Here is a 20653-nt window from a genome sequence, read left to right as displayed (position 1 = left end):
GGGTGGTGGTGGGCCGCCGCATCGTTCGAGCGATGCGCTGCGGCCCGTGTGGGTTGCGTGCGCCGGGTTCAGGCTGCTTTTTGCAGGCCGACCGGTGCGGCCTGGTGGCTCGCGAAGTAGTCCATGGCCGCCTGCACGCCGCTGCCCGCCAGCTTGATGCCGCTGAGCTTCATGCCCATCTCGACACCCGCGACCATGGCCACGAGCGTGAGGTCGTTGCTGTCGCCCAGATGGCCCATGCGGAACATGCGGCCCTTGAGCTTGCCCAGGCCCGTGCCCAGCGAGAGGTCGAAGCGCTGGTGGATGAGGCGGCGCACGGCGTCGGCATCGACGCCCTCGGGCGTGATCACGCCGGTGAGCACGGGCGAGTACACGGACGGGTCGGCGCACTGGATCGGCAGGCCCCAGGTGTTGACCGCGGCGCGCACGCCGGCGGCCCAGCGTTGGTGGCGCGCGAACACGTTGTCCAGGCCTTCGCCCAGGATCATGTCCAGCGATTCCGAGAGGCCGTACAGCAGATTGGTATTGGGCGTGTAGGGCCAGTAGCCGTCCTTGTTCATCTCGACGATCTCGTCCCAGGCCCAGAAGGCCTTGGGCAGCTTGGCGTGTTTCGCGGTTTCGAGGGCACGCGGCGAGAGGGCGTTGAAGCTGATGCCGGGCGGCAGCATCAGGCCCTTCTGCGAGCCGCTCACGCACACGTCGACACCCCATTCGTCATGGCGGTAGTCGGCGCTGGCCAGGCCCGAGATGCTGTCGACCATGAGCAGCGCAGGGTGGCCCGCCGCGTCGATGGCCTTGCGCACAGAGGCGATGTCGGAGGTGACGCCGGTCGAGGTTTCGTTGTGCACCACGCACACGGCCTTGATCTTCTTCTCGGTGTCCTTGCGCAGGCGCGCCTCGATGAGCTCGGCCTGCACGCCGCGGCGCCAGCTGGGGGCGTTCGGAAGGTGGGCGTCGGTGCCGGTGTAGGCCAGGAACTCGGTCGACAGGCCCAGGCGCGTGGCCATCTTCTGCCACAGCGACGCGAAGTGGCCGGTCTCGTACATGAGCACGTGGTCGCCGGGGCTGAGCGTGTTGGCGAGCGCGGCTTCCCAGGCGCCGGTGCCGGAGGCCGGGTAGATCGCGACCGGGTGCTTCGTCTTGAAGATCTCCTTGATGCCGCCGAGCACCTTCAGGCCCAGCGTGCCGAACTCGGGCCCGCGGTGGTCGATGGTGGGCAGGCTCATGGCCCGCAGGATGCGGTCGGGGACCGGGCTGGGGCCGGGAATCTGGAGGAAGTGACGGCCGGTGGGGTGGATGTCGAGTTGCAGCATGGGCTCTCCTTGTGTGCTCAGTTTTGCATTCAAAATGCATTTATGTATGCTGGTTTACACCTATCAACCCAGGTTGTATCGGCTATTTTTTGCATTCAAAATGCAGACAAGGGAACCCCATATGACCGCTGAAATCATCGAAATCTCCAGGCTGGCCTTGCATGACCAGGTGGCGTCGCGCCTGCGCACCATGCTGGTGGAGGGGCGCATCGCGCCCGGCGCCAAGCTCAACGAACGCGAGCTGTGCCTGCAGCTGAACGTGTCGCGCACGCCGCTGCGCGAGGCCATCAAGTTGCTGGCGGCCGAAGGTCTGGTCGACCTGCTGCCCAACCGCGGCGCGGTGGCGGTGAAGCTCACCGAGGCCGACGTGCTCAACACCTTCGAGGTGCTGGCGATGCTCGAGGGCATGTCGGGCGAGCTGGCGGCCAAGCGCATCACCGACGAGGAACTGGCCGAGGTGCGTGCGCTGCACTACGAAATGATGGCCTGCTTCGCGCGGCGCGACCTGTCGGGCTACTACCGCCTGAACGCGCGCATCCACACGGCCATCAACGACGCGGCGGCGAACCCGGTGCTGTCGAACACCTACCGCTCGATCAACGCGCGCGTGCAGTCGCTGCGCTTTCGCACCAACCAGGACGAGACCAAGTGGAAGCACGCGGTCGAGGAGCACGAGCAGATGGTGCAGGCGCTGGCCGCGCGCGACGCGCAGGCCATGCGCAAGGTGCTCACGGCGCACGTGCTGCGCAAGCGCGACACCGTGCTGGAGCTGCTGCGCGCCGGGCAGATCTACCCGCAAGCCAAGAGCACAACCAACAAAGCGAGCTGACATCCCACCATGCGCATCGACCCCGCCAGCCACATGCAGCCAGCCGGAACCGTTCTTCCGCCCAACGACACCTGCGAACTGCTGGCGCGCCGGCTGCGCACCGACACGCAGGGCGAGGTGCTGTTCGACGACGGCTCGCGCGGGCGCTACGCCACCGACGCGTCGATCTACCAGATCACGCCGGTGGGCGCCTTCGTGCCCACGAACGAGCGCGACATCGCCACCGCCATCGACATCGCGCGCGACCTGAAGGTGCCGGTGCTGGCCCGCGGCGGCGGCACCAGCCAGTGCGGCCAGACCACGGGCGCGGCGCTGGTGATCGACAACAGCAAGCACTTTCGCAAGGTGCTCGAGGTGAACGTGGAAGAGGGCACTGCGACGGTCGAGCCGGGCCTGGTGCTCGACCACCTGAACGCGCAGCTCAAGCCGCACGGGCTGTGGTACCCGGTCGACGTGTCGACCAGTGCGCAGGCCACGCTGGGCGGCATGGCGGGCAACAACTCTTGCGGTTCGCGTTCCATCGCCTACGGCAACATGGTGCACAACGTGCTGGGCGCGAGCGCGTGGCTGTCGAGTGGCGAGCTGGTCGAATTTGGTCCGGTGGGCGCGCTCGGTGCACGCGCGGCGGGCATCGCGCAGTTCGTGCACGGGCTGGCGCAAGAGCACCGCGACGCCATGGCGCAGCACTGGCCCAAGGTGATGCGCCGCGTGGCGGGCTACAACCTCGACATCTTCGACAACCAGAGCGAGAAACCGTACACGGCCGACGGCAGCGTGAACCTCGCGCATCTGCTCATCGGCGCCGAAGGCACGCTGGCCTACACGCGCAGCCTGAAGCTCAAGCTGGCGCCGCTGCCGCGCGCCAAGGTGCTGGGCATCGTGAACTTCCCGACCTTCCATGCGGCCATGGACGCGGCGCAGCACATCGTGAAGCTCGGGCCGACGGCGGTGGAGCTGGTCGACCGTACGATGATCGAGCTGAGCCTGGCCAACCCTGCGTTCAAGCCGACCGTGGAAACGGCGCTGATCGGCAAGCCCGCCGCCATCCTGCTGGTCGAGTTCTCGGGCGCCGACAAGGCTGCGCTGCTGCCGCAGCTGAAGCAGCTGGTCGAGCTGATGGGCGACCTGGGCCTGCCCGGCAGCGTGGTCGAGATGCCCGACGACGGCCGGCAGAAGAACCTGTGGGAAGTGCGCAAGGCCGGCCTCAACATCATGATGAGCCTCAAGGGCGACGGCAAACCCGTGAGCTTCATCGAGGACTGCGCGGTGCCGCTCGAACACCTGGCCGAATACACCGACGCGCTGACCGAGGTGTTCGCGAAATACGGCAGCCGTGGCACCTGGTACGCGCATGCCTCGGTGGGTACGCTGCACGTGCGACCCATTCTCGACATGCGCGCCGACGGCGCGGCCAAGATGCGCGCCATCGCGGAAGAGGCCAGTGCGCTGGTGCGCAAGTACAAGGGCGCCTTCAGCGGCGAGCACGGCGACGGCCTGTGTCGCGGCGAATGGATCGAGTGGCAGTTCGGCCCGGCGATCAACGAGGCCTTTCGCGCGATCAAGCAGCAGCTCGATCCGATCGGCCTGTTCAACCCCGGCAAGATCATCGACCCGCCGCGCATGGACGACGGCGCGCTGTTCCGCTTCGCGCCGCCCACGGCGCCCAAGCCGTACCGCCGCATCGACTTGAAGCCCGTGCTCGACTGGTCGGGCTGGAACGTCAACGCCGACCCGGTGACCGAGGTGACCACCGCGCCGGGCACGGGCGGCGACAGCACCGGCGGCCTGGCCAAGGCCGTGGAGATGTGCAACAACAACGGCCACTGCCGCAAGTTCGATGCCGGCACCATGTGCCCCAGCTACCGCGTGACGCGCGACGAGCAGCACCTGACGCGCGGGCGCGCCAACACGCTGCGCCTGGCGCTGTCGGGCCAGCTCGGCGCCGACGCCTTCACCAGCGAGGCCATGCACGAGACCATGGACCTGTGCGTGGGTTGCAAGGGCTGCAAGCGCGACTGTCCGACGGGCGTGGACATGGCGAAGATGAAGGTCGAGTTTCTCGACCACTACAAGAAGCGCCACGGCCACACGCTGAAGGACAAGCTGGTCGCCTACATGCCCGACTACGCGCACCGCGCCAGCCGCATGCCGTGGCTGCTGAACCTGCGCAACCGCGTGCCGGGCGCGGCATGGCTGGGCGAGAAGATGCTGGGCTTTTCAGCGAAGCGCTCGCTGCCCGAATGGCGCGCCGACACCTTCTGGCGTGCGAAGGACGCGGTGGCGGCCGGCCTGTTTTCCGATCAGGCCTCGGTGCTGGCCGCTGCAGCGCGTGGCGAGAAGGTCGCGGTGCTGTTCGTCGACACCTTCAACGGCACCTTCGAAAGCGAGAACGTCTTTGCGGCGGCGCGCGTGCTGCACGCCGCGGGCTATGCGTTGCACACGGTGGAGAAGGGCGGCGGGCACCACTGCTGCGGCCGGACCTTCCTGGCCAGCGGCATGGTGGACGAAGCCAAGGTGCGCGCCGGAGCGCTGATCGATGCATTGCTGCCACTGGCGCAGGCCGGCGTTCCCATCGTCGGTCTCGAGCCCTCGTGCCTGCTCACGCTGCGCGACGAAACGCTGGTGATGGGCTTCGGCGACAAGGCGCAGGCCGTCGCGAAGCAGGCGCTGCTGTTCGAAGAATTCATCGCCCGCGAACGCAAGGCCGGCCGCTTCGAACTCGCGCTGAAGCCGGCCACCGCGCCGATCCTGCTGCACGGCCACTGCCACCAGAAGGCCTTCGGCGCGGTGAGCCCGATCATGGACGTGCTGAAGCTCATTCCCGGCGCCGAGCCCGAACTCATCGAGAGTTCATGCTGCGGCATGGCCGGCAGCTTCGGCTACGAGGCCAGCCACTTCGAGGTGTCGATGCAGATGGCCGAGGCGAGCCTGCTGCCCGCCATCCGCGCCCGGCCCGATGCGATCGTGGTGGCGGACGGCACGAGCTGCAGGCACCAGATCGGCGACGGCGCGCAGCGCGAAGCGGTGCATGTGGCGGTGCTGCTGGCGCGGCACATGATGCTCTGAGGCGGCTGCGGTTTTCTCTTTCGGAACTCAGAAGGGTGGCGAGACCACCTGGCGCCAGCTGCGGCGCCAGGTGCGGGAGTCCGGGCAGCCGTCACCGGCTTTCTGCGTGCCGCCCACACCGGTGAGAAAGCCGGTTTCGTTGGTGCAGTTGCTCCTGGGCTTGCCGTCCGGCTGGCCTTCGTTGGGCTGGCCGACCATGTTGCGCGAGTTCACGTTGCCGCGCGTGAAGCCGCCGGTGGGGATCGAGACGACTGAATACGCGTCGAAGCTGCCGTTGCCATCCACGTCGAAGGAGTTCTTGTTCTTGCCGGTGAGGGCGTCGAGCACGTAGATGATGTTGGGCAGGCTGCCCGTGGCCGTGCAGGACTCGATGCCCTGTTTCTTGTCCTCCGGCAGGAAGGACGAGACGATCACGCTGCTGCCCAGGTTGGCGAGGTCGCCGACCACGCGCTCGCCGTTGGCCATTGCGCCGGGGTGGGTGATGGTGCCGAGGTTCAGTTGCCATCCCTTCTTGGTTTTCCAATCGACGGCATTCGTGCTGAGCTGGTAGAAGTCCTTTCCCTCCTCGATGCCGGCGCCGGTCTTCGCCACAGGAATGATGGTTTGCGTCACGAGGTTCGAGGTGCTGAGCGCGACGGCGCCGGCCTTGTCGTCGCCTCCGATCGGGGTCTGGTCCCAGATGCCGTAGAGGGCCTGCTTCGTGGCCGGCATCGCCAGGTCGTCCTCGTCGAGCAGGATGCCCGTGCCGATCACCACGATGGCGCCGCACTGCGAGGTGGCGCTGTAGGTGCACGTGCTCCCATCGCCCGGGTGGACCTGCCAGGTCGGTGCGGCATAGATGGGCTGCTTCCTGCCCGACGGCGTGGTGAAAAGCCGCCTGGGAACCGAGGCCGCGAGCTTCGCACTTCGCAGGTCGAAGCGCCACAGGTTGCCATTGGCGTCGCCGGCGTAGGCCGCCACGATGCGGCGGGTGCTGTCCCGCACCGCGACCACGCCGCCAAGGCCGCGGTTGCCGCCGCTGACCTCGCCGCCATAGCCCGTGGGGAGTTGAATGAACTGCTTGAGCTTGCCGGTGAGCGCCTCCACCACGTACAGCCCGACCTTCTGCGTTTCGGGGTAGTGGCCGTTGCCGGTCAGCATGACCCAGGTGCCGTCGTCCAGCTGGCCCGCGGCGGGGTTGTTGGTCACATGCCCCAGGTGGGGATAGTCCTTGTGCTTGTTGTTCACTTCCCAGAGGAAGTGTTCCTTGCCCGGGGTCCGGTCGGCGTTGTTCAACGGCGATTCCAGTCCGTACATGAAAGGGCCCGCGCGTCCGCCCGTGCCCAGCACCAGCTGGCGCCAGGTGTTCCTTTCGCCGGCCGGGGTCTGGCCGTTCCTGTCGTACACATCCTGCTCGACCAGCGGGCCGTCGAGCGTGTAGCGAAAGCGGAAGTTCGCGCCGGCGAGGTCGATCTGCGAGGCCATGGCGCCCTTGGGCATGAACGCGGCCAGCTCGCTGCCTGCGGCGTCGCTCCTGCCGGCGTTCAGCACATGGACCTTGCCGTTGTTGGTGGCCGCGAAGATGGTGGGAGGGCGCGTGGTCTTGAGCGCCTTGTAGTCGGCGTAGGTGTCCTTGCCGTCGACGGAGCCGAAGGCGCCGTAGCCCATGTCGAAGCGTCCCCCCACGAACACCGGCGGCGAGTTGACCGAGGCGCCGATGGGCTGCCTGCGCAGCCGGTAGACCGTGCCGCCGACATCCTTCTGCGGGTCCTCGCCCAGCAGGTAGCGGACAAAGCGCGTGTCGGTGGCCTGCTGCTTGTCGGCGTTCAGCAGGGCCTGGAGATCGCTCGGCAGGTCGCTCAGCCGGGTGCCGTAGGTGAGCGCCGTGCGCTGGGCGTTCCCGGGGGCGTTGGGGTCGTAGTTCGACAAGGCAAGGATCGTGCGCTTGTCCACGGCCGGCATCCTGGCATTGGCGGACCAGGCCGGGATCGGCTTGCCTGCTTTGTCGACCGCGTTGTAGTCGCCGTCGGCATTCAGTTCGAAGGCCTTGATGTCGCCGCTGTTGTCCGCGGTCTGGTATTCGGTCGTGTACTTGTACTGGCCTTGCAGCGTCTGGAACTCGTTGCTGTTGCCCGACACGGCCACGCCGGCGTCGTTGCCGGACCCGACCATGCTGCTCAGTGCGTTGTCGAGCGCCCGGCGCACGTCGTCGCCCGAGTACACGCTGTAGGCACGGCCGCCACCGGTGAAGCCGGCGTGGATGAAATCGTCCACGCGCTGTGCATCGCTCGTCTTGTCGCCATCGTTCAGGTCGCTGGTGGGCCAGTTGGGTTTTTTCGCCGCGTTGCCGGCGAGCCAATCGTTGTTGTAGCTCTCGATCTGCGCCCAGGTCAGCCCGCCGGTCCTGCCTGCGTCGCCCGAAGGCGTCAGGCCCCAGCCGATGGTGAAGGTGGTCATGTTCTGCCAGAACGTGGGGTTGTGCTGGCCGCCCATCGGGGGAACGTCGTTGGGGAGCGTCTTGGAGAAATCCGTATGCCAGAAGTAGCGGGCCGTGAGGTCGGCGAACCCGTTGCTGCTGGTGCCGCCGTCGCCGTAGGGGATGTACGTGTTTCTGGCGTTCAGCTTCTTCAGCGCATCCGTGCTGTCGTAGCCGGGCGCACCCTTCGGGTCGTAGCTGAATGCAGTGGCACTTGCCGACGGCTTGCCGTCGAAATTGATGCTTGCGCTGCTGGCGGTCTTTTGCGTGTCGATGCCTTGCGCGGTTTTCGCGTTCCAGGCGCCATCGGACAGCACGATGCTGTAGGCGCGCCGGCAGCTCAGTTCGCCGCTCTTCGGGTCGTTGGGATCGTTCTTCCAGGGGGTGTTCAGGGGGGCAGACGTGATGGGCTTCGTCGTGCTGCCGGCGTAGTAGTCGGCCGCGAGCACCAGGGCGTTGTGGCTTGGTGTTCCTCCCTTGGGGTTGATGCCGTAGATCCAATCGTAGAAGTTGGTCTTCCACTTCTTTCCGTTCGCGGCCGCTTCGTCCCTGAAGTAGTTGACGCCACTCACGATGCCCAGCGCATCGTCTCCGTTGTTGTTGTACTGGACGTAGCCCACCCTGAACTTGTTGTCGTAGCTTTGCATCGCCAGGCCCAGGGCCGTGCTGACCGCCAGCGTGCGGGAGCGGTACCACTCATACCAGTTCGCGATGTTCTGGCGTTCCTGCTCCGTGGTGCACTGGGCGGCATTCGGCCCGCAGTCGGTACGCTTGTGGCCGAGGGGCAACTTGACGGTGTCGGAAGTGGACGGATTGCTGATGGTGGTCTCGGACCGGTTTGCGGCGCTGGAACAGTCACCGTTCTTGCATTGGACGTAGGTGAACTTTCTCGACCCGGCCGTTGTACCGGCGTTGTGATCCGGTCTTCGGTTGTCTGACAACTGGTTGTCCACGAAGAACGTCGAATTGCTCTGCGGCGTGCCGTTCGAATTCACTCGGGCGGTGTAGGTGATGGCCGGGTTGTAGTACTGCGTGTTGACGTCGCTGGACCGCATGGCATACCAGCCGTACCTTCCGTCGCAATTCCGGCCACTTTTGGGGCAGTTGTCTTCGACCGCATACCCGTCCTGAGCCTCCTCCGCCATCGACCCGGAGTTGTCCAGCACGAACATCAGATTGGGCTTGGCGCCCGGCACGGCGTTGTACAGCGGGGCCTGGCTCGGCGTCGTGGCAGCCAGCGCATCGCCAAGGGGAAGAACCGCCGCGCCCCACGCGGCAGCGAGACTGACGAAGGTTTGCAGCGTGCGTGCGGCCCTGGCGGGTGCCGGAAAAAGAAACGGGCGCGTGGCGGTCATGCGGTTTTCCCTGCGGTTGAAAGTGGGGCGCTGATAAGGCGTGCGAGATTCATCGCCAGCACTCCTTCGTCAGCAGTCCCGCGACCTCGTCGTCCATGTCCTTCACACCCAGGCCGCTCAAGGTCAGCGTGCCGCACCGATCGCCGGTCATGCTGCCGGTGCGGGTGGCCTTGAGGATGTAGCTGGGTGGGCTGTCGCGCGCGAAGACGGCGATGGTGTAGTTGGCGGCGCCGGACTTCGGTGACTGCTGCAAGGCCTTGGGCAACAGGCTCTCTGCGCCTTTCTTCTGCTCGGTCTCCTCGCCGGCATCACCCGCGGCAGCGGTGTAGCGGTCGTTCGCCGAGTAGTAGCGCTGCATGAACTGCGCGGCCTCCATCAGGATGCCCTGGGCTTCGGCGCGCTTGGAGCGGCGCACGTGCTCCTGGTAGTTCGGCAGTGCGATGGCGGCCAGGATGGCGACGATCGCGACGACGACCATGACTTCGATCAGCGTGAAGCCGCGGCGGGAGTGCAAGGAACCGGGGGACAGGTGTGTCATGGCGATGAAGGTCATGAAGTCATTTGTCGCGCGTCAGCACGGACTGCAGCCACGCTTCGGCGCCTTGGGTGGCGATGCCGGTCGACTTCTCGAACCTGGCGTTGTTGGCAAAGCCCCGGGCGGTGATCAGGTAGCCGGTCAGACTGGGCGTCGAAGTGGTGGCGATCTTCTGGATGAGGCAGCGCGGTTCGATCTCCAGGGGCGTCACGTCGACCGTGGTGCCGGTGGGCTTCTTGTTGACGTAGGCCTTCGGAACGACGATCGCGCTGTTGCCCGCCCAGCTGGCCTTTTTGCGCCATTCCGCGGTTTCGTCGAACTCCGAGCCGATGGGGGTCGTGATGATCCGGGCGCGCATGCCGACGGAGGCGTACTCGGTGTAGTCCTTGTCGTCACCGTCGAAGATGGCCACCTGTTCGCAAAAGCGCAGCGCGGTCTCCGCGGCCTCGCGGGCCACTTCGGCTGATCGGATGCCGTTCACGCTGCGCTCGCTCTGCGTGGCATTGCGGATCGCGAAGGTGCCGACCAGCGACAGGATCACGACCAGGATCAGCGTGACGATCAGCACCACGCCCCGTTCGCGCGTGCCGGCGATACGGTGCACAGGAGGGGATGGCTTCGTGTTCATGGGGTGATCAGGCGGTTGCGCAGCAGCACCGTGGTGGTGAAGGTCCTGCGCAGGTAGCCGTCGGTGCCGGTGCGGTCGGTGTTGTCGCATCGCTTGTAGGCAAGGCCACCGTCGGGCACGTCGCGCACCGGCCGGTCGCTGCGCATCTGCAGGCACACGCGCACGCTCAGCACGCGGCTCCAGCGGTCTTCGGCGAGATCGGCAAGGACGCCGCTGCCCGGCAGGGCATCGACACCCGCGGCATCCAGGTACTTGACGATCTGGTGTCGCAGCGGGTCGTAGGTGGCCGCCAGCTCGATGCTGGGACGGCTGGCCACGCCATAAAGAATGCGCATGCTCTCGACGTTGGCCAGCAGCGGCTGCGAGGGGCCGATGGCGTTGACGGCGTCGCGCTTTTCCATCCCGCGGCACGACAGCATCGGCGCCGTGCTCGCGTCTGTCACCAGATAGCGGTTGTCGGCCAGTGCGTAGTTGGCGGGTGGGCGCGCGCCGGGGGGCGGCGTGGGCCGCGGGCTCACCTGCGACGGCGTGAGCGCGTTGATGCCGTTGCCCAGGCAGTTCGTCGCCAGCTTGGCGTCGGTGCCCGTGGGCATGGTGTTGTCGGTGGTGGCTTCGTAGCGGATGACGATGGCGTCGCTGCCCTTGCCTGTGCACGACAGCTTGTCGAAGGCGGCTGCGGCGTCGGTGAATCCGCCGGTGCATCCGCGCACGGCGGGGCCGGCGTAGTTGCCCATCACCGTGGCGCCGTTGCTCGGGATGAGCTGCTGCGAATAGCCGGCCTGCTTGAGCTGCTGCTGGATCAGGTTGAGCGCGAGGATGCCGTCCTCGTTCAACTGCGTCTCGGCCTGCGACAACTGGCTGCTGCGGCTGGAGGTCGAGAACGTGGACAGAGCGGCTGCCAGGATCACCAGTCCGATCGTCAGCGAGATCATCAGCTCGATCAGCGTGAAGCCGCGGGCCGCGTTGCGCATGCGTGGGAGTGCAGTGAAGGCGCTACTCACAGCGTGATCCGGAAGTACATACAGTTCACCTCCGCCGGGGCCGCGATGTTGGCGCCAGCGATGGGGCAGGTCTGGTGCAGCGCGAAGCCCGTGTCCTCCGCGATGGCGCGCCAGATCAGCCAGATGTTCAGCACGCGCGTGGCCGGCAGGCCGTTCACGCCGGAGGCCGCGTCGACCAGTTCCGTCGTGACGTAGGCCGTGCCGCCGGGCAGCCGGTTCCCGACATTCGTGAGCCACTGCGCGAGGTCGTAGGCGGCAATGGCCGCGCCACAGGTGTTGACCGGCCTGTCGGGAACGGAGGTGTCGACCTCGCACGCGGCGGGCGGCGGCGTGGGGTCCGTGGAGGCAGCCTCGCGCGTGCTGGCGTTGTAGGCCTTGGCGTGGGTGTAGCCGGCAAAGCCCGCGAGGTTGGCGCGGGCACGTTCCGCGTAGTCGTTCACCAGGCTCAGGCCGGTGGCGCGCATGCGCGAGAACTGGTTGTACTTGAGGGCCGCCGAGGTGAGCCCCGCCATGCCGAACAGGCCGATGGCCAGGATGACGATGGCGACCAGCACCTCGATGAGGGTGGCACCGCGCTGTTGTGTGGAGCGCTTCATTCGTCGTTGCCCGAACAGTCTTCGCCATCCGCGGCGTAGCGGATGCGCCCGGGCTTGCTGATGCACAGCGTCCTGCGTGCCCATGGGGTGGTACTGGCTGCTTCGAAACCGGGGGCCTCGACCGTGATGCTGTTGCTCCCCGAGCTCACCAGACCATTGGGCAGGAAGACAAAGCGGCCGGCTTTGCCCAGGGCAATCTTCGCGATGCCGGGCAGTGCGTCCTGCCGCAACAGCACTTCGTCTGTCGACTCGGAATAGGCGAAGTCGGCGTCGCGGTCGTTCTTGGCGAAGACGATCCAGCCGGCCGCGAAATCGTTGCCGCCCGAGCCGGTTTCACACTCGACCGCGGTGCCTGCGCGCAATTGGCAGACGACGACGGGTCTTGCGCGGGCGATGGCTTCGGTGCGTGCGGTGCGCAGCGAGCCAGTCACGGCGTTGACGGCGTTGGACAGCCGCCATTGCACGATGAAGCGCGTCATCGAAGGCGCCGCGATGCCGATCAGGATCGCGAGGATCGCCAGCGTGACCATCAGCTCGATGGCGGTCAGTCCGCGCTGGTCGCGCAGCCGCGCCGGCCGCGAAGAATCGCGTGGCCTCATGTGCATGTGTCTCCCTGTTGTTTTGGAATTTCAGCCGACAACTTCTGGGCGCGAGACTAGGGGGCGATGCACATGTCCGACAACGGCTTGCCGACGTTCGGTGCGTTCGAAAGGATGAGCGGAAATGCCTCGAAGCGCCGAATGAAAGTCTGGTATTTCGAGGTCTTCGGCTGGTACTTTTTCTCTTCTGCGGAAGTGGGCTTCACGCCCATGTCCGCGCGTCGTTTTTCAACCTTGAATCACAATGCTTCGATGACTGCCGCATCCCCTTCCGAATCCGGCTTTGCCTTGTTTCCGACCGCCATCGGCGTCTGCGCGCTGGCCTGGGGGCCGCAGGGGCTGGTCGGTGTGCAGCTGCCCGAAGAGCGGGGCGAGGCCGCGACGCGTGCGCGCATGCACCGGCGCTTTCCTGACCTGGAGGAAGCCCCGCCGTCGGCGCGCGCGCAGCACGCCATCGCGGGCGTGCAGGCGCTGCTCGAAGGCGCGACCGACGACCTGTGCGACATCGAACTCGACATGCGCGGCGTGTCCGAGTTCCATCAGCGCGTCTATGCGATCGCGCGGCGCATTCCGCCGGGGCAGACGCGCACCTACGGCGAGGTGGCCGAAGAATTGGGCGACAAGGGCCTGTCGCGCGCGGTCGGCCAGGCCATGGGCCACAACCCCTTCGCGCCGGTCGTGCCGTGCCACCGCGTGCTGGCTGCGGGCAACAAGCCGGGCGGCTTCTCGGCGGGCGGCGGTGCGTTGACCAAGCTGCGCATGCTCGACATCGAAGGCGCCACGCCGAGCGGGACGCGCTCGCTGTTCTGAGCTTGAACGGTCAGGCCGCCGGCACGGGCAACTGCTGCAGTCCTGCGATGCGCGAGCCGAAGATGATCGCGGCCTGCAGCACGAAGCCCGCGAGCGCCAGCAGCAGGCAGGCCGGCTCGCCCCACATCGCACCGACCAGGCCGCCGAGCGCTGCACCGACCGGGCGCGCACCTGCGTTCACCGTCAGGAACACCGCCGACACCCGGCCCAGCATCGCCGAGGCCGTCACGCTCTGGCGCAGCGTGGTCGAGGTGATGACCCAGACCATCGGCCCCGCGCCGAACAGAAAGAACGAAAGCGCGGCCAGCGAAGCGGTCGGCACGACGAGCGTGGCCGCCATCGTCGCGGCGGCGGCGACCGCCACCGCCGGCCCGACCTGGATCGCGCGCCCGAAAGGCAGTCGTGCCGTCACGCGCGAGGTCAGCAGCGCACCGACCACCATGCCTGCGCCGTACATCGCGAGCGTGAAGCCCACGGCCTGCGCGCCGAGGCCCAGCACGCGCACGGCGTAGGGCACATAGCCCGCCTGCAACACGAACCACGAGATGTTGAAGACCGCGCCGGTCATCAGCATGGGCCGCAGGAACGCGTGTTGCCAGACGAAGCGCGCACCGTCGTGCACCTCGCGCAGCGGATGGCGCGACGGGGCTGCAGGGCGGGGCGCTTCGTTCAAACGCAGCAACAGGCCCACGGCCGTCACCGACAGCACCGCCGCCAGCACGAAAGCCGACGACGCGCCGGCCCACGCGACCAGCGCGCCCGCGAGCGCGGGGCCCGCCGTGAAGGCGGCACTGCGCGCCAGCTCCAGCCGCCCGTTGGCGCGCGCCAGCGCGTCCCGCGGCACGAGGGCCGGCACCAGCGCGGGCGCCGTGACGCTGAAGCCCACGGTGCCGACCGCGCCGAGGAACCCGAGCACGGCCAGCCCGCCGATGCCCAGCGTCGACGACAGCACCATGCCGAGCAAGGCCAGCAGCGACACCGCGCGCAGGCCCTCGGCCCACACCATCAGGCGTCGGCGCGACATGCGGTCCGCGAGCAGCCCCATCGGCAACGAGACCAGCAGGAAGGGCAGCGTTTGCACGGCAGCCAAAAATCCGATCTCGCCGGGGCCGGCGCCGAGAGCGAGCACGGCCACCAGCGGCACGGCCGCGAGGCTCAGTTGTTCGGCGGACTGCGCCGCAAGATTGGCCCAGGCGAGGTGGGAGAAGGAACGGGGAAGAGGCGAGGGCATGGGCGGCACACGAAGAGAAAGACCGCATCCTCGGGGCCGCGCCCCTCTGCCGCTGGCCGTTTACGGACGTGGAAGCCTCAGCCCGCGTTCATCTGCTCGAACCACTCGGCCACACACACTGCCTCGGGCGCCGCATCGGGTGCGAGGCCATAGTAGTAGCGCTCCAGCGTCATCCGTAACCCAGGCAGCGGCGATTGCAGCCGCCCCGAGGCCAGGTCGTGCGCCACCAGCGAGGTCGGCGCCAGCGCGATGCCCAGCCCGTCGACCGCGGCCTGCAGCACGAAGTGCAGGTGATCGAACTGCAGCCGGCCGGCCGGCCGTGCGCGCGGTGCGCCGACCTGCTTCTTCCAGTCGTCCCAATCGTCCTTGCGCGTGCGCGCCGACAGCAGCACATGCGAGGCGAGGGCGCGCAGGTCGGGCAGCGGCTGCGCATTGAACAGGCCGGGCGCGCCGACCACCAGCACTTCGTCTTCGAGGAAAGGGCGCACCTGGATCGACGACGGCCAGCCTTCGAGGCCGCGGCGCACGGCGATGTCGAAGCTGTCCGTGGCCTGCTCGGGCATGACGGTGCTGGTGACGACCTGCGGCTCGATATCGGGATGGCGTTCCACGAACGATGGCAGCCGCGGAATCAACCAACGCACCGCGAACGACGGCCGCACGTTGATGCGCACCGCGCGCGCCGGGCCCTGCAGCTGCAGCGCGCGGGCCGCCGCGTGAATCTGCGCGAGCGCGGGTTCGGTCTCCGCGAAGAACTGCTGGCCCTCGGGCGTCAGCGTGACCTGCCGGATGCGGCGCTCGAACAGCGCCACGCCCAGGCAGGCCTCGAGGCTCTTGATCTGCCGGCTCACCGCGCTGTGCGTCACGTGCAGCTCGACCGCGGCACGCGTGAAGCTCAGGTGGCGAGCCGCCGCCACGAAGGCGCGCACGGCATGAAGGGGCGGTTCGCGAAGCGGCATGCGTGCAATTTTCTCACGCATGCCGCGCGGGAATGTCGTTTGTCGGCGGGCGTCGCGAGCGGGCACGATACGGGCTCGATGTCCGCCGCACCACCGCTTTCTCCCGCCGTTCCCGTGCGTTCCACCGACCTGGATTCCCGCCACGCCGCCATGGCGCTCGGCCTCTCGCTGCCGGCCGACGTGGTGCTCTACCTGCTGTTGCCCATGTATGCGTCGCAGTTCGGCGTCTCGCTGGCCGAGGTCGGCCTGCTGCTGGCGGCCAACAGGTTGGTGCGCATCGCGGGCTATGGCTGGGTGGCGCGTTTCTATGCGCGCCACGGCGACCGGGCGAGCTGCACGCTGGCCGTGGTGGCCGCCGGGTGCTGCGGGCTGGGCTACGCCACGCTCTCGGGTTTCTGGGCGCTGTTGCCGCTGCGGCTGACCTGGGGCCTGTGCTTCGCGGCGCTCAACCTGTCGACACAGGCCCTGGCCACGGCCGACCCGCTCGGCGCCGCGCGGCGCAGCGGGCGGTCGCGCGCCTTCATCGCGACCGGGCCGGTGCTCGCGCTGCCGCTCGGTGCGCTGCTGGCGTACACGGTCGGGCCGCGCGCGATCTTCGGCGTGCTGGCGGCGGTGTCATTGCTCGCGCTGTTCGTCACCCGGCGGCTGCCGTCGAAGCCGCACCACAGTGCCGCGCCGACACGGCGCTTCCAGCGGCCGAACGCGCTCGACGGCTGGTCCTTCATGGAAGGGCTGGCGCTCGACGGCCTGTTCATCGTGGGCCTGTCGTACCTCGGCAAGGACCTGCTGCCGGGCGGCGCGGTGATCGTGGCCGGCGTGCTGATGGCACTGCGCTACCTCGCGGAAATCTTCCTCGGGCCGGTGGGCGGGCGCATGGCGGAGCACTTCGGTGCCGAGCGCCTGCTCGTGAGCCTGTCGCTGGTGACGTCGCTCGCGCTCGTGGGTTTCGGTCTGGGCTGGCTGTGGAGTTGCGCGGCGCTGATCGTGGTGCTGCGAGCGCTGCAGCTGCCGCTCCTGCCGCCCATCGTGGCGCGTCGCACGCCGGGGCCGGAGCGTGTGCGGGCGCTGGCGGCCCGCGCGGTCTGGCGCGACATCGGCGCGGGCGCCGGGCCCTTGCTGGCCGGCGTGCTGCTGCCCATTGCGTCGCCGCCGTGGATCTACGGCAGCGCCGCGCTGTTGCTGGCGATCGCCGCGCTGGCCTGTGTCCGGCGCGCATCGCCACCCACCCCGATCCAGGAGAACATCACCCCATGACCACCATCGACACCGTCGCCCAACTCGAAGCCCTGTTCGGCCAGCCGGGCGAGGCCTCGCTCAAGAAAGAGATGCCGTACCTGCACCCGAGCTACCAGGCGTTGATCGCCGCGTCGCCGTTCGCGGTGCTCGCGACCACCGGCCCCGGCGGGCTCGATGCTTCGCCGCGCGGCGACGCCCCGGGCTTCGTCGCGGTGCAGGACGAGAAGACCTTGCTGCTGCCCGAGCGCCGCGGCAACAACCGCATCGACAGCCTGCGCAACATCGTGACCGACCCGCGCGTGGCCTTGCTGTTCCTGATTCCGGGCGTGGGCGAGACGCTGCGCGTGAACGGGCGCGCACGCATCAGCGTGGCACCCGAGCTGCTGGCGCGCTTCGCGGTGGAAGGGCGCGCGCCGCAGTGCGTGATCGAGATCGCCGTCGAGACCGTGTTCTTCCAGTGCGCCCGCGCGATCCAGCGTTCCAAGCTCTGGGCGCCGGTGCCGCAGGACGCGCCGCGCACCGTGCCGACACCGGGCGCCATCCTTTCGGCGCTGACCGATGCAGCCTTCGACGGCGCCACCTACGACCGCGAACTGCCCGCGCGCCAGCAGGCCACGCTGTACTGAACGGGCGCGGCGTACCGCCCGGTAGAACGAATGCACTAGCGGCGAAAGCCGCCGACCCCACGCCTGCACCGATTGCGAGCCTTCGCCACAATCGACCCAATGCGTTCTTCTCCGTTCTTCAAAATGGCCCTGCTGCTGGGCCTGCTCTCCGCCATCGGGCCTTTCGCGATCGACATGTACCTCCCGGCCTTGCCTGCCATCGGGCAGAGCCTGCATGCGGACATCGGCGCGGTGCAGATGAGCCTCACCGCCTTCTTCCTGTCGCTCGGCGCGGGCCAGCTGCTCTACGGCCCGATCTCCGACATGGTCGGGCGCAAGCCGCCGCTGTATGCCGGGCTGGTGCTGTTCGCGCTGGCCAGCGTGGGCTGCGCGCTGGCGACCGACATCCAGACCCTGATCGCGCTGCGCTTCGTGCAGGGCCTGGGCGCGGCCGCCGGCATGGCGATTCCGCGCGCCGTGGTGCGCGATCTGCACACGGGCACCGACGCCGCGCGGCTGATGTCGCTGCTGATGCTGGTGTTCAGCGTGTCGCCCATCCTGGCGCCGCTCGCGGGCAGCCTGGTCATCGCCTTCACCGGCTGGCGCGGCGTGTTCTGGGCCGTCACCATCGCCGCGGTGGCGGGCCTGGCCATGATGGTCAAGCTGCTCGACGAAACACGCCCGGCCTCCGAGCGCGTCGAAAGCAGCCTGGGCAGTGCACTGTCGGCCTACTGGCTGCTGCTGCGCGACTGGCATTACCTCGGGCTGGTGTTCATCGGCAGCTTCGCCATGGCGGGCTTCTTCACCTACCTGGCCAATTCGTCGTTCGTGATGATCGACCACTACGGCCTGTCGCCCGCGATGTACAGCGTGGCCTTCGGCGTGAACGCCGCGGCCTTCATTGCGGCCTCGCAGTTCACGGGCTCGCTGGGCGAGCGTTACGGGCTGGTCAACCTCGTCAAGTTCGGCGTGGCCTGCTGCGGCGTGGCGATGGTCGCCATGTTCGTGTACTTCGCGATGGGCGGCGACAACCTGTGGGTGCTGATCGTCCTGTACTTCATCGCCTCGGGCTTCATGGGCCTGGTGATCCCGACCACCGGCGTGCTGGCGCTCGAGATGCACGGCGCCATCGCCGGCACGGCCTCGGCGCTGCTGGGCACGCTGCAGATGCTGACCGGCGCACTCGCGATGGCGGTGGTGGGCCTGTTCTCCAACGGCCGGCCGCTGCCGATGGTGGCGGGCATGGCCGCCGGCGCGCTCATCGCGCTGGTGCTGACCTGGCTCACGCTGGGCGGTGTGCGCTCGGAGCCGACCGGGGGCAGGGCGCAAGAAGCCTGACATGACGGCCGCCACAGCAAGCGACGCCAAACCGCGTCCCCTCGACGGCTTGGCCGCGCCCGCGCGCGGCTGGGCGATGCTGGTCATCATCCTCGGGCTCACGGTGTCGGTGCTCGACGGCACCATCGTCAACCTGGCGCTGCCCGGCATCGCGCGCGAGCTGCAGGCCACGCCGGCGCAGGCCATCTGGGTGGTCAACGCCTACCAGATCGCCACGCTGGTGATGCTGCTGCCGCTGGCCTCGCTGGGCGACCTCGTGGGCTACCGGCGCGTGTACCTGGTGGGCATGGCGGTGTTCACCGTGTCGTCGCTGGCCGCGACCTTCGCCAATTCGCTCGCCACGCTGATCGCGTCGCGCGCGCTGCAGGGGCTGGGCGCGGCGGGGATCATGAGCGTCAACGCAGCGCTGGTGCGGCTCACGTTCCCCTCGGCGCAGCTGGGCCGGGGCATGGCCATCAATTCGCTGGTGGTCGCCACCTCGTCGGTGGCCGGGCCTTCGGTGGCGGCGGCGATCCTGTCGGTGGCGTCGTGGCCGTGGCTCTTCGCCATCAACGTGCCGCTGGGCATCGTCACTTTCGCACTCGGCATGCGCGCGCTGCCGTTCAACCGCGCGGCGCCGGCCGCGGGCACGCGCTTCTCGCCGATCGACGTGACGCTCAACGTGCTGATGTTCTCGCTGGTCTTCCTCGGCGTGGACCATCTGGGCGTGCGCGAGGGCGGGGTGCAGGCCACGGGCACGCCGTGGTCGGCCTGGGCCACGCTGGGCGCCGGGCTGGCGGTGGGCTTCGTCTACCTGCGGCGCCAGCGCACGCAGGCGGTGCCGCTCTTTCCCATCGACCTGCTGCGCATCCCGGTGTTCGCGCTCTCGATGGGCACCTCGGTGGCGGCGTTCTGCGCGCAGATGCTGGCGTACATCGCGCTGCCGTTTTTGCTGCTCGACGTGTACGGCCGCAGCCACATCGAGGCCGGCCTGCTGATCACGGCGTGGCCGCTGGCCATCGTGGTGATGGCGCCCATCGCCGGTCGGCTCATCGGGCGCTACCCCGACGGGCTGCTGGGCGGCATCGGCCTGGGCCTGCTGGCCACGGGCCTGGCGCTGCTCGCGGCGCTGCCGGCGCACCCGGGCAATGCCGACATCGCCTGGCGCATGGCGCTGTGCGGACTGGGCTTCGGTCTGTTCCAGTCGCCCAACAACCACACCATCGTGAGTTCGCCACCCGCGCACCGAAGTGGTGCGGCCAGCGGCATGCTGGGCACGGCGCGGCTCACGGGGCAGACGCTCGGGGCCGTGGTGCTGGCGGCGGTGTTCAGCGTCTGGAGCCCGCACGGCGGGCATGGCCCGGTGGTGGCGCTGGTGCTGGCGGCGGGCTGCGCGGCGGTGGCGGCGGTTTTCAGCAGTCTGCGGCTGAAGACGACAAGTCCGCATGCCTGAATAAGGTAGGGTACGGCCTCATGAAGGAAGTACCTGACACCGTGGTCTGTCCGGGCTGCGACGCGGTCTACGCCCGCACGCCGCTGGCGCCGCGCGACGTGGCCGAGTGCCCGCGCTGCGGCACCGAGCTCGACCGGCACCCGGGCGCGCAGCAGCGGCGCATCCTGCCGCTGACGGTCGCGAGCCTGATCATGTTCGCCATCGCCAACCTGTTTCCCATCGTCGAGATCGAGCTGCAGGGCCTGCGCAGCCAGACCACGCTGGCCGGCGCGGTGGTGGTGCTGAGCGCCGAGGGCATGTCGCCGGTGGCGCTGCTGGTGCTGGCCACGACCATCCTGTTTCCGCTGCTGCAGCTGTGCATCCTGGCCTACCTGCTGGTGCCGCTGGCCCGCGCGCACCGGCCCTGGGGCTTCGCGGTGCTGGTGCGCATGATGCAGTCGCTGCGGCCCTGGGGAATGATCGAGGTCTTCCTGCTCGGCGTGCTGGTGGCGATCGTCAAGCTGTCGAGCATGGCGACGGTGGTGCCGGGGCCCGCGCTGTGGGCCTTCGTGGCGCTCACCGTGACGCTCACGGCCGTGCTGTCGTTCAACCCCGGCGCGTTCTGGGAGATGACCTTCCGCAAAGCCGATGAAGAGGATGCAGCCGCGCCGGAGGTGCGCGCATGA

Annotated in this window: 18 protein-coding genes; 8 read left to right on the top strand and 10 right to left on the bottom strand. The window is 68.4% G+C overall.

The window, feature by feature from the left end:
* Nucleotides 1-68: 68 nt before the first annotated feature.
* On the bottom strand, nucleotides 69-1313 hold the full coding sequence (locus AC1RL8_RS02215; protein ID WP_307638170.1) for a pyridoxal-phosphate-dependent aminotransferase family protein: 1245 nt from the start codon (nucleotides 1311-1313) through the stop codon (nucleotides 69-71).
* Nucleotides 1314-1434: 121 nt separating this feature from the next.
* Between AC1RL8_RS02215 and AC1RL8_RS02210 the strand changes: the two genes are divergently transcribed.
* Both AC1RL8_RS02210 and AC1RL8_RS02205 read left to right on the top strand, forming a co-directional pair.
* Nucleotides 1435-2142: a GntR family transcriptional regulator gene (locus AC1RL8_RS02210; protein ID WP_095948543.1), complete on the top strand. Its 708-nt coding sequence runs from the start codon at nucleotides 1435-1437 to the stop codon at nucleotides 2140-2142.
* Nucleotides 2143-2151: 9 nt separating this feature from the next.
* Nucleotides 2152-5208, top strand: a complete 3057-nt coding sequence (locus tag AC1RL8_RS02205) for an FAD-binding and (Fe-S)-binding domain-containing protein (RefSeq protein WP_492685695.1) — start codon at nucleotides 2152-2154, stop codon at nucleotides 5206-5208.
* 27 nt (nucleotides 5209-5235) lie between these two features.
* Here the strand turns inward: AC1RL8_RS02205 and AC1RL8_RS02200 are convergent, their stop codons facing one another.
* The 7 genes from AC1RL8_RS02200 to AC1RL8_RS02170 are packed head-to-tail and all read right to left on the bottom strand — an operon-like array spanning nucleotide 5236 to nucleotide 12589.
* The gene (locus AC1RL8_RS02200; RefSeq protein WP_492685694.1) at nucleotides 5236-9018 is read right to left on the bottom strand and encodes a pilus assembly protein; all 3783 of its coding nucleotides are present in this window, start codon (nucleotides 9016-9018) and stop codon (nucleotides 5236-5238) included.
* A gap of 49 nt (nucleotides 9019-9067) precedes the next feature.
* The gene (locus AC1RL8_RS02195; RefSeq protein WP_492685693.1) at nucleotides 9068-9571 is read right to left on the bottom strand and encodes a type IV pilin protein; all 504 of its coding nucleotides are present in this window, start codon (nucleotides 9569-9571) and stop codon (nucleotides 9068-9070) included.
* A 4-nt stretch (nucleotides 9572-9575) separates the two neighbouring features.
* Complete coding sequence (locus AC1RL8_RS02190) at nucleotides 9576-10181, bottom strand: pilus assembly PilX family protein (protein WP_492685692.1); 606 nt, start codon at nucleotides 10179-10181, stop codon at nucleotides 9576-9578.
* The gene (locus AC1RL8_RS02185; RefSeq protein WP_492685691.1) at nucleotides 10178-11152 is read right to left on the bottom strand and encodes a PilW family protein; all 975 of its coding nucleotides are present in this window, start codon (nucleotides 11150-11152) and stop codon (nucleotides 10178-10180) included. Before AC1RL8_RS02185 ends, AC1RL8_RS02190 begins: the two co-directional genes overlap by 4 nt.
* A 26-nt stretch (nucleotides 11153-11178) precedes the next feature.
* Nucleotides 11179-11778, bottom strand: a complete 600-nt coding sequence (pilV, locus tag AC1RL8_RS02180) for a type IV pilus modification protein PilV (protein ID WP_492685690.1) — start codon at nucleotides 11776-11778, stop codon at nucleotides 11179-11181.
* Nucleotides 11775-12377: a GspH/FimT family pseudopilin gene (locus tag AC1RL8_RS02175; RefSeq protein ID WP_492685689.1), complete on the bottom strand. Its 603-nt coding sequence runs from the start codon at nucleotides 12375-12377 to the stop codon at nucleotides 11775-11777. The genes pilV and AC1RL8_RS02175 overlap by 4 nt, the downstream gene beginning before the upstream one ends.
* 56 nt (nucleotides 12378-12433) lie before the next feature.
* On the bottom strand, nucleotides 12434-12589 hold the full coding sequence (locus AC1RL8_RS02170; protein ID WP_492685688.1) for a hypothetical protein: 156 nt from the start codon (nucleotides 12587-12589) through the stop codon (nucleotides 12434-12436).
* 40 nt (nucleotides 12590-12629) lie between these two features.
* Here AC1RL8_RS02170 and AC1RL8_RS02165 point away from each other — a divergent pair, with 40 nt between their 5' ends.
* A complete protein-coding gene (locus AC1RL8_RS02165; protein WP_492685687.1) occupies nucleotides 12630-13187 on the top strand; it encodes a methylated-DNA--[protein]-cysteine S-methyltransferase in 558 nt (185 codons plus the stop codon).
* 10 nt (nucleotides 13188-13197) lie between these two features.
* On the opposite strand, the gene AC1RL8_RS02160 is transcribed toward AC1RL8_RS02165, so the two are convergent.
* Both AC1RL8_RS02160 and AC1RL8_RS02155 read right to left on the bottom strand, forming a co-directional pair.
* Nucleotides 13198-14418, bottom strand: coding sequence for an MFS transporter (locus AC1RL8_RS02160; protein ID WP_492685686.1), 1221 nt, complete (start codon nucleotides 14416-14418; stop codon nucleotides 13198-13200).
* 77 nt (nucleotides 14419-14495) lie between these two features.
* A complete protein-coding gene (locus AC1RL8_RS02155) occupies nucleotides 14496-15377 on the bottom strand; it encodes a LysR substrate-binding domain-containing protein (protein WP_492685685.1) in 882 nt (293 codons plus the stop codon).
* 78 nt (nucleotides 15378-15455) lie between these two features.
* Here AC1RL8_RS02155 and AC1RL8_RS02150 point away from each other — a divergent pair, with 78 nt between their 5' ends.
* From AC1RL8_RS02150 to AC1RL8_RS02130, 5 genes are all read left to right on the top strand, one after another.
* Nucleotides 15456-16631: an MFS transporter gene (locus AC1RL8_RS02150; RefSeq protein WP_492685684.1), complete on the top strand. Its 1176-nt coding sequence runs from the start codon at nucleotides 15456-15458 to the stop codon at nucleotides 16629-16631.
* Nucleotides 16628-17239 carry a pyridoxamine 5'-phosphate oxidase family protein gene (locus AC1RL8_RS02145; RefSeq protein WP_492685683.1) on the top strand — a complete coding sequence of 204 codons (612 nt, stop codon included), beginning with the start codon at nucleotides 16628-16630 and terminating at the stop codon, nucleotides 17237-17239. The genes AC1RL8_RS02150 and AC1RL8_RS02145 overlap by 4 nt, the downstream gene beginning before the upstream one ends.
* Nucleotides 17240-17338: 99 nt before the next feature.
* The gene (locus AC1RL8_RS02140; RefSeq protein WP_167395025.1) at nucleotides 17339-18556 is read left to right on the top strand and encodes a multidrug effflux MFS transporter; all 1218 of its coding nucleotides are present in this window, start codon (nucleotides 17339-17341) and stop codon (nucleotides 18554-18556) included.
* Between the two features lies 1 nt (nucleotide 18557).
* Nucleotides 18558-19988, top strand: a complete 1431-nt coding sequence (locus AC1RL8_RS02135; protein WP_492685681.1) for an MFS transporter — start codon at nucleotides 18558-18560, stop codon at nucleotides 19986-19988.
* A 20-nt stretch (nucleotides 19989-20008) separates the two neighbouring features.
* On the top strand, nucleotides 20009-20653 hold the full coding sequence (locus AC1RL8_RS02130; protein ID WP_062480238.1) for a paraquat-inducible protein A: 645 nt from the start codon (nucleotides 20009-20011) through the stop codon (nucleotides 20651-20653).

It is taken from the genome of Variovorax sp. GW822-FHT04E09, from assembly GCF_058800845.1.
Note: the sequence above shows the minus strand (reverse complement) of the source record. Positions and strands in the feature narration are given on the sequence as shown.

Bases quoted from the DNA above. Each gene is read 5' to 3' on its own strand.
- AC1RL8_RS02140 (WP_167395025.1), top strand. From the start codon at position 17,339: ATGCGTTCTTCTCCGTTCTTCAAAATGGCCCTGCTGCTGGGCCTGCTC.
- AC1RL8_RS02170 (WP_492685688.1), bottom strand. From the start codon at position 12,589: ATGGGCGTGAAGCCCACTTCCGCAGAAGAGAAAAAGTACCAGCCGAAG.
- AC1RL8_RS02145 (WP_492685683.1), top strand. From the start codon at position 16,628: ATGACCACCATCGACACCGTCGCCCAACTCGAAGCCCTGTTCGGCCAG.
- AC1RL8_RS02195 (WP_492685693.1), bottom strand. From the start codon at position 9,571: ATGACCTTCATCGCCATGACACACCTGTCCCCCGGTTCCTTGCACTCC.
- AC1RL8_RS02135 (WP_492685681.1), top strand. From the start codon at position 18,558: ATGACGGCCGCCACAGCAAGCGACGCCAAACCGCGTCCCCTCGACGGC.
- AC1RL8_RS02190 (WP_492685692.1), bottom strand. From the start codon at position 10,181: ATGAACACGAAGCCATCCCCTCCTGTGCACCGTATCGCCGGCACGCGC.
- AC1RL8_RS02165 (WP_492685687.1), top strand. From the start codon at position 12,630: ATGACTGCCGCATCCCCTTCCGAATCCGGCTTTGCCTTGTTTCCGACC.
- AC1RL8_RS02210 (WP_095948543.1), top strand. From the start codon at position 1,435: ATGACCGCTGAAATCATCGAAATCTCCAGGCTGGCCTTGCATGACCAG.
- AC1RL8_RS02200 (WP_492685694.1), bottom strand. From the start codon at position 9,018: ATGACCGCCACGCGCCCGTTTCTTTTTCCGGCACCCGCCAGGGCCGCA.
- AC1RL8_RS02185 (WP_492685691.1), bottom strand. From the start codon at position 11,152: ATGCGCAACGCGGCCCGCGGCTTCACGCTGATCGAGCTGATGATCTCG.
- pilV (WP_492685690.1), bottom strand. From the start codon at position 11,778: ATGAAGCGCTCCACACAACAGCGCGGTGCCACCCTCATCGAGGTGCTG.
- AC1RL8_RS02130 (WP_062480238.1), top strand. From the start codon at position 20,009: ATGAAGGAAGTACCTGACACCGTGGTCTGTCCGGGCTGCGACGCGGTC.
- AC1RL8_RS02205 (WP_492685695.1), top strand. From the start codon at position 2,152: ATGCGCATCGACCCCGCCAGCCACATGCAGCCAGCCGGAACCGTTCTT.
- AC1RL8_RS02215 (WP_307638170.1), bottom strand. From the start codon at position 1,313: ATGCTGCAACTCGACATCCACCCCACCGGCCGTCACTTCCTCCAGATT.
- AC1RL8_RS02150 (WP_492685684.1), top strand. From the start codon at position 15,456: ATGTCCGCCGCACCACCGCTTTCTCCCGCCGTTCCCGTGCGTTCCACC.
- AC1RL8_RS02175 (WP_492685689.1), bottom strand. From the start codon at position 12,377: ATGAGGCCACGCGATTCTTCGCGGCCGGCGCGGCTGCGCGACCAGCGC.
- AC1RL8_RS02155 (WP_492685685.1), bottom strand. From the start codon at position 15,377: ATGCCGCTTCGCGAACCGCCCCTTCATGCCGTGCGCGCCTTCGTGGCG.
- AC1RL8_RS02160 (WP_492685686.1), bottom strand. From the start codon at position 14,418: ATGCCCTCGCCTCTTCCCCGTTCCTTCTCCCACCTCGCCTGGGCCAAT.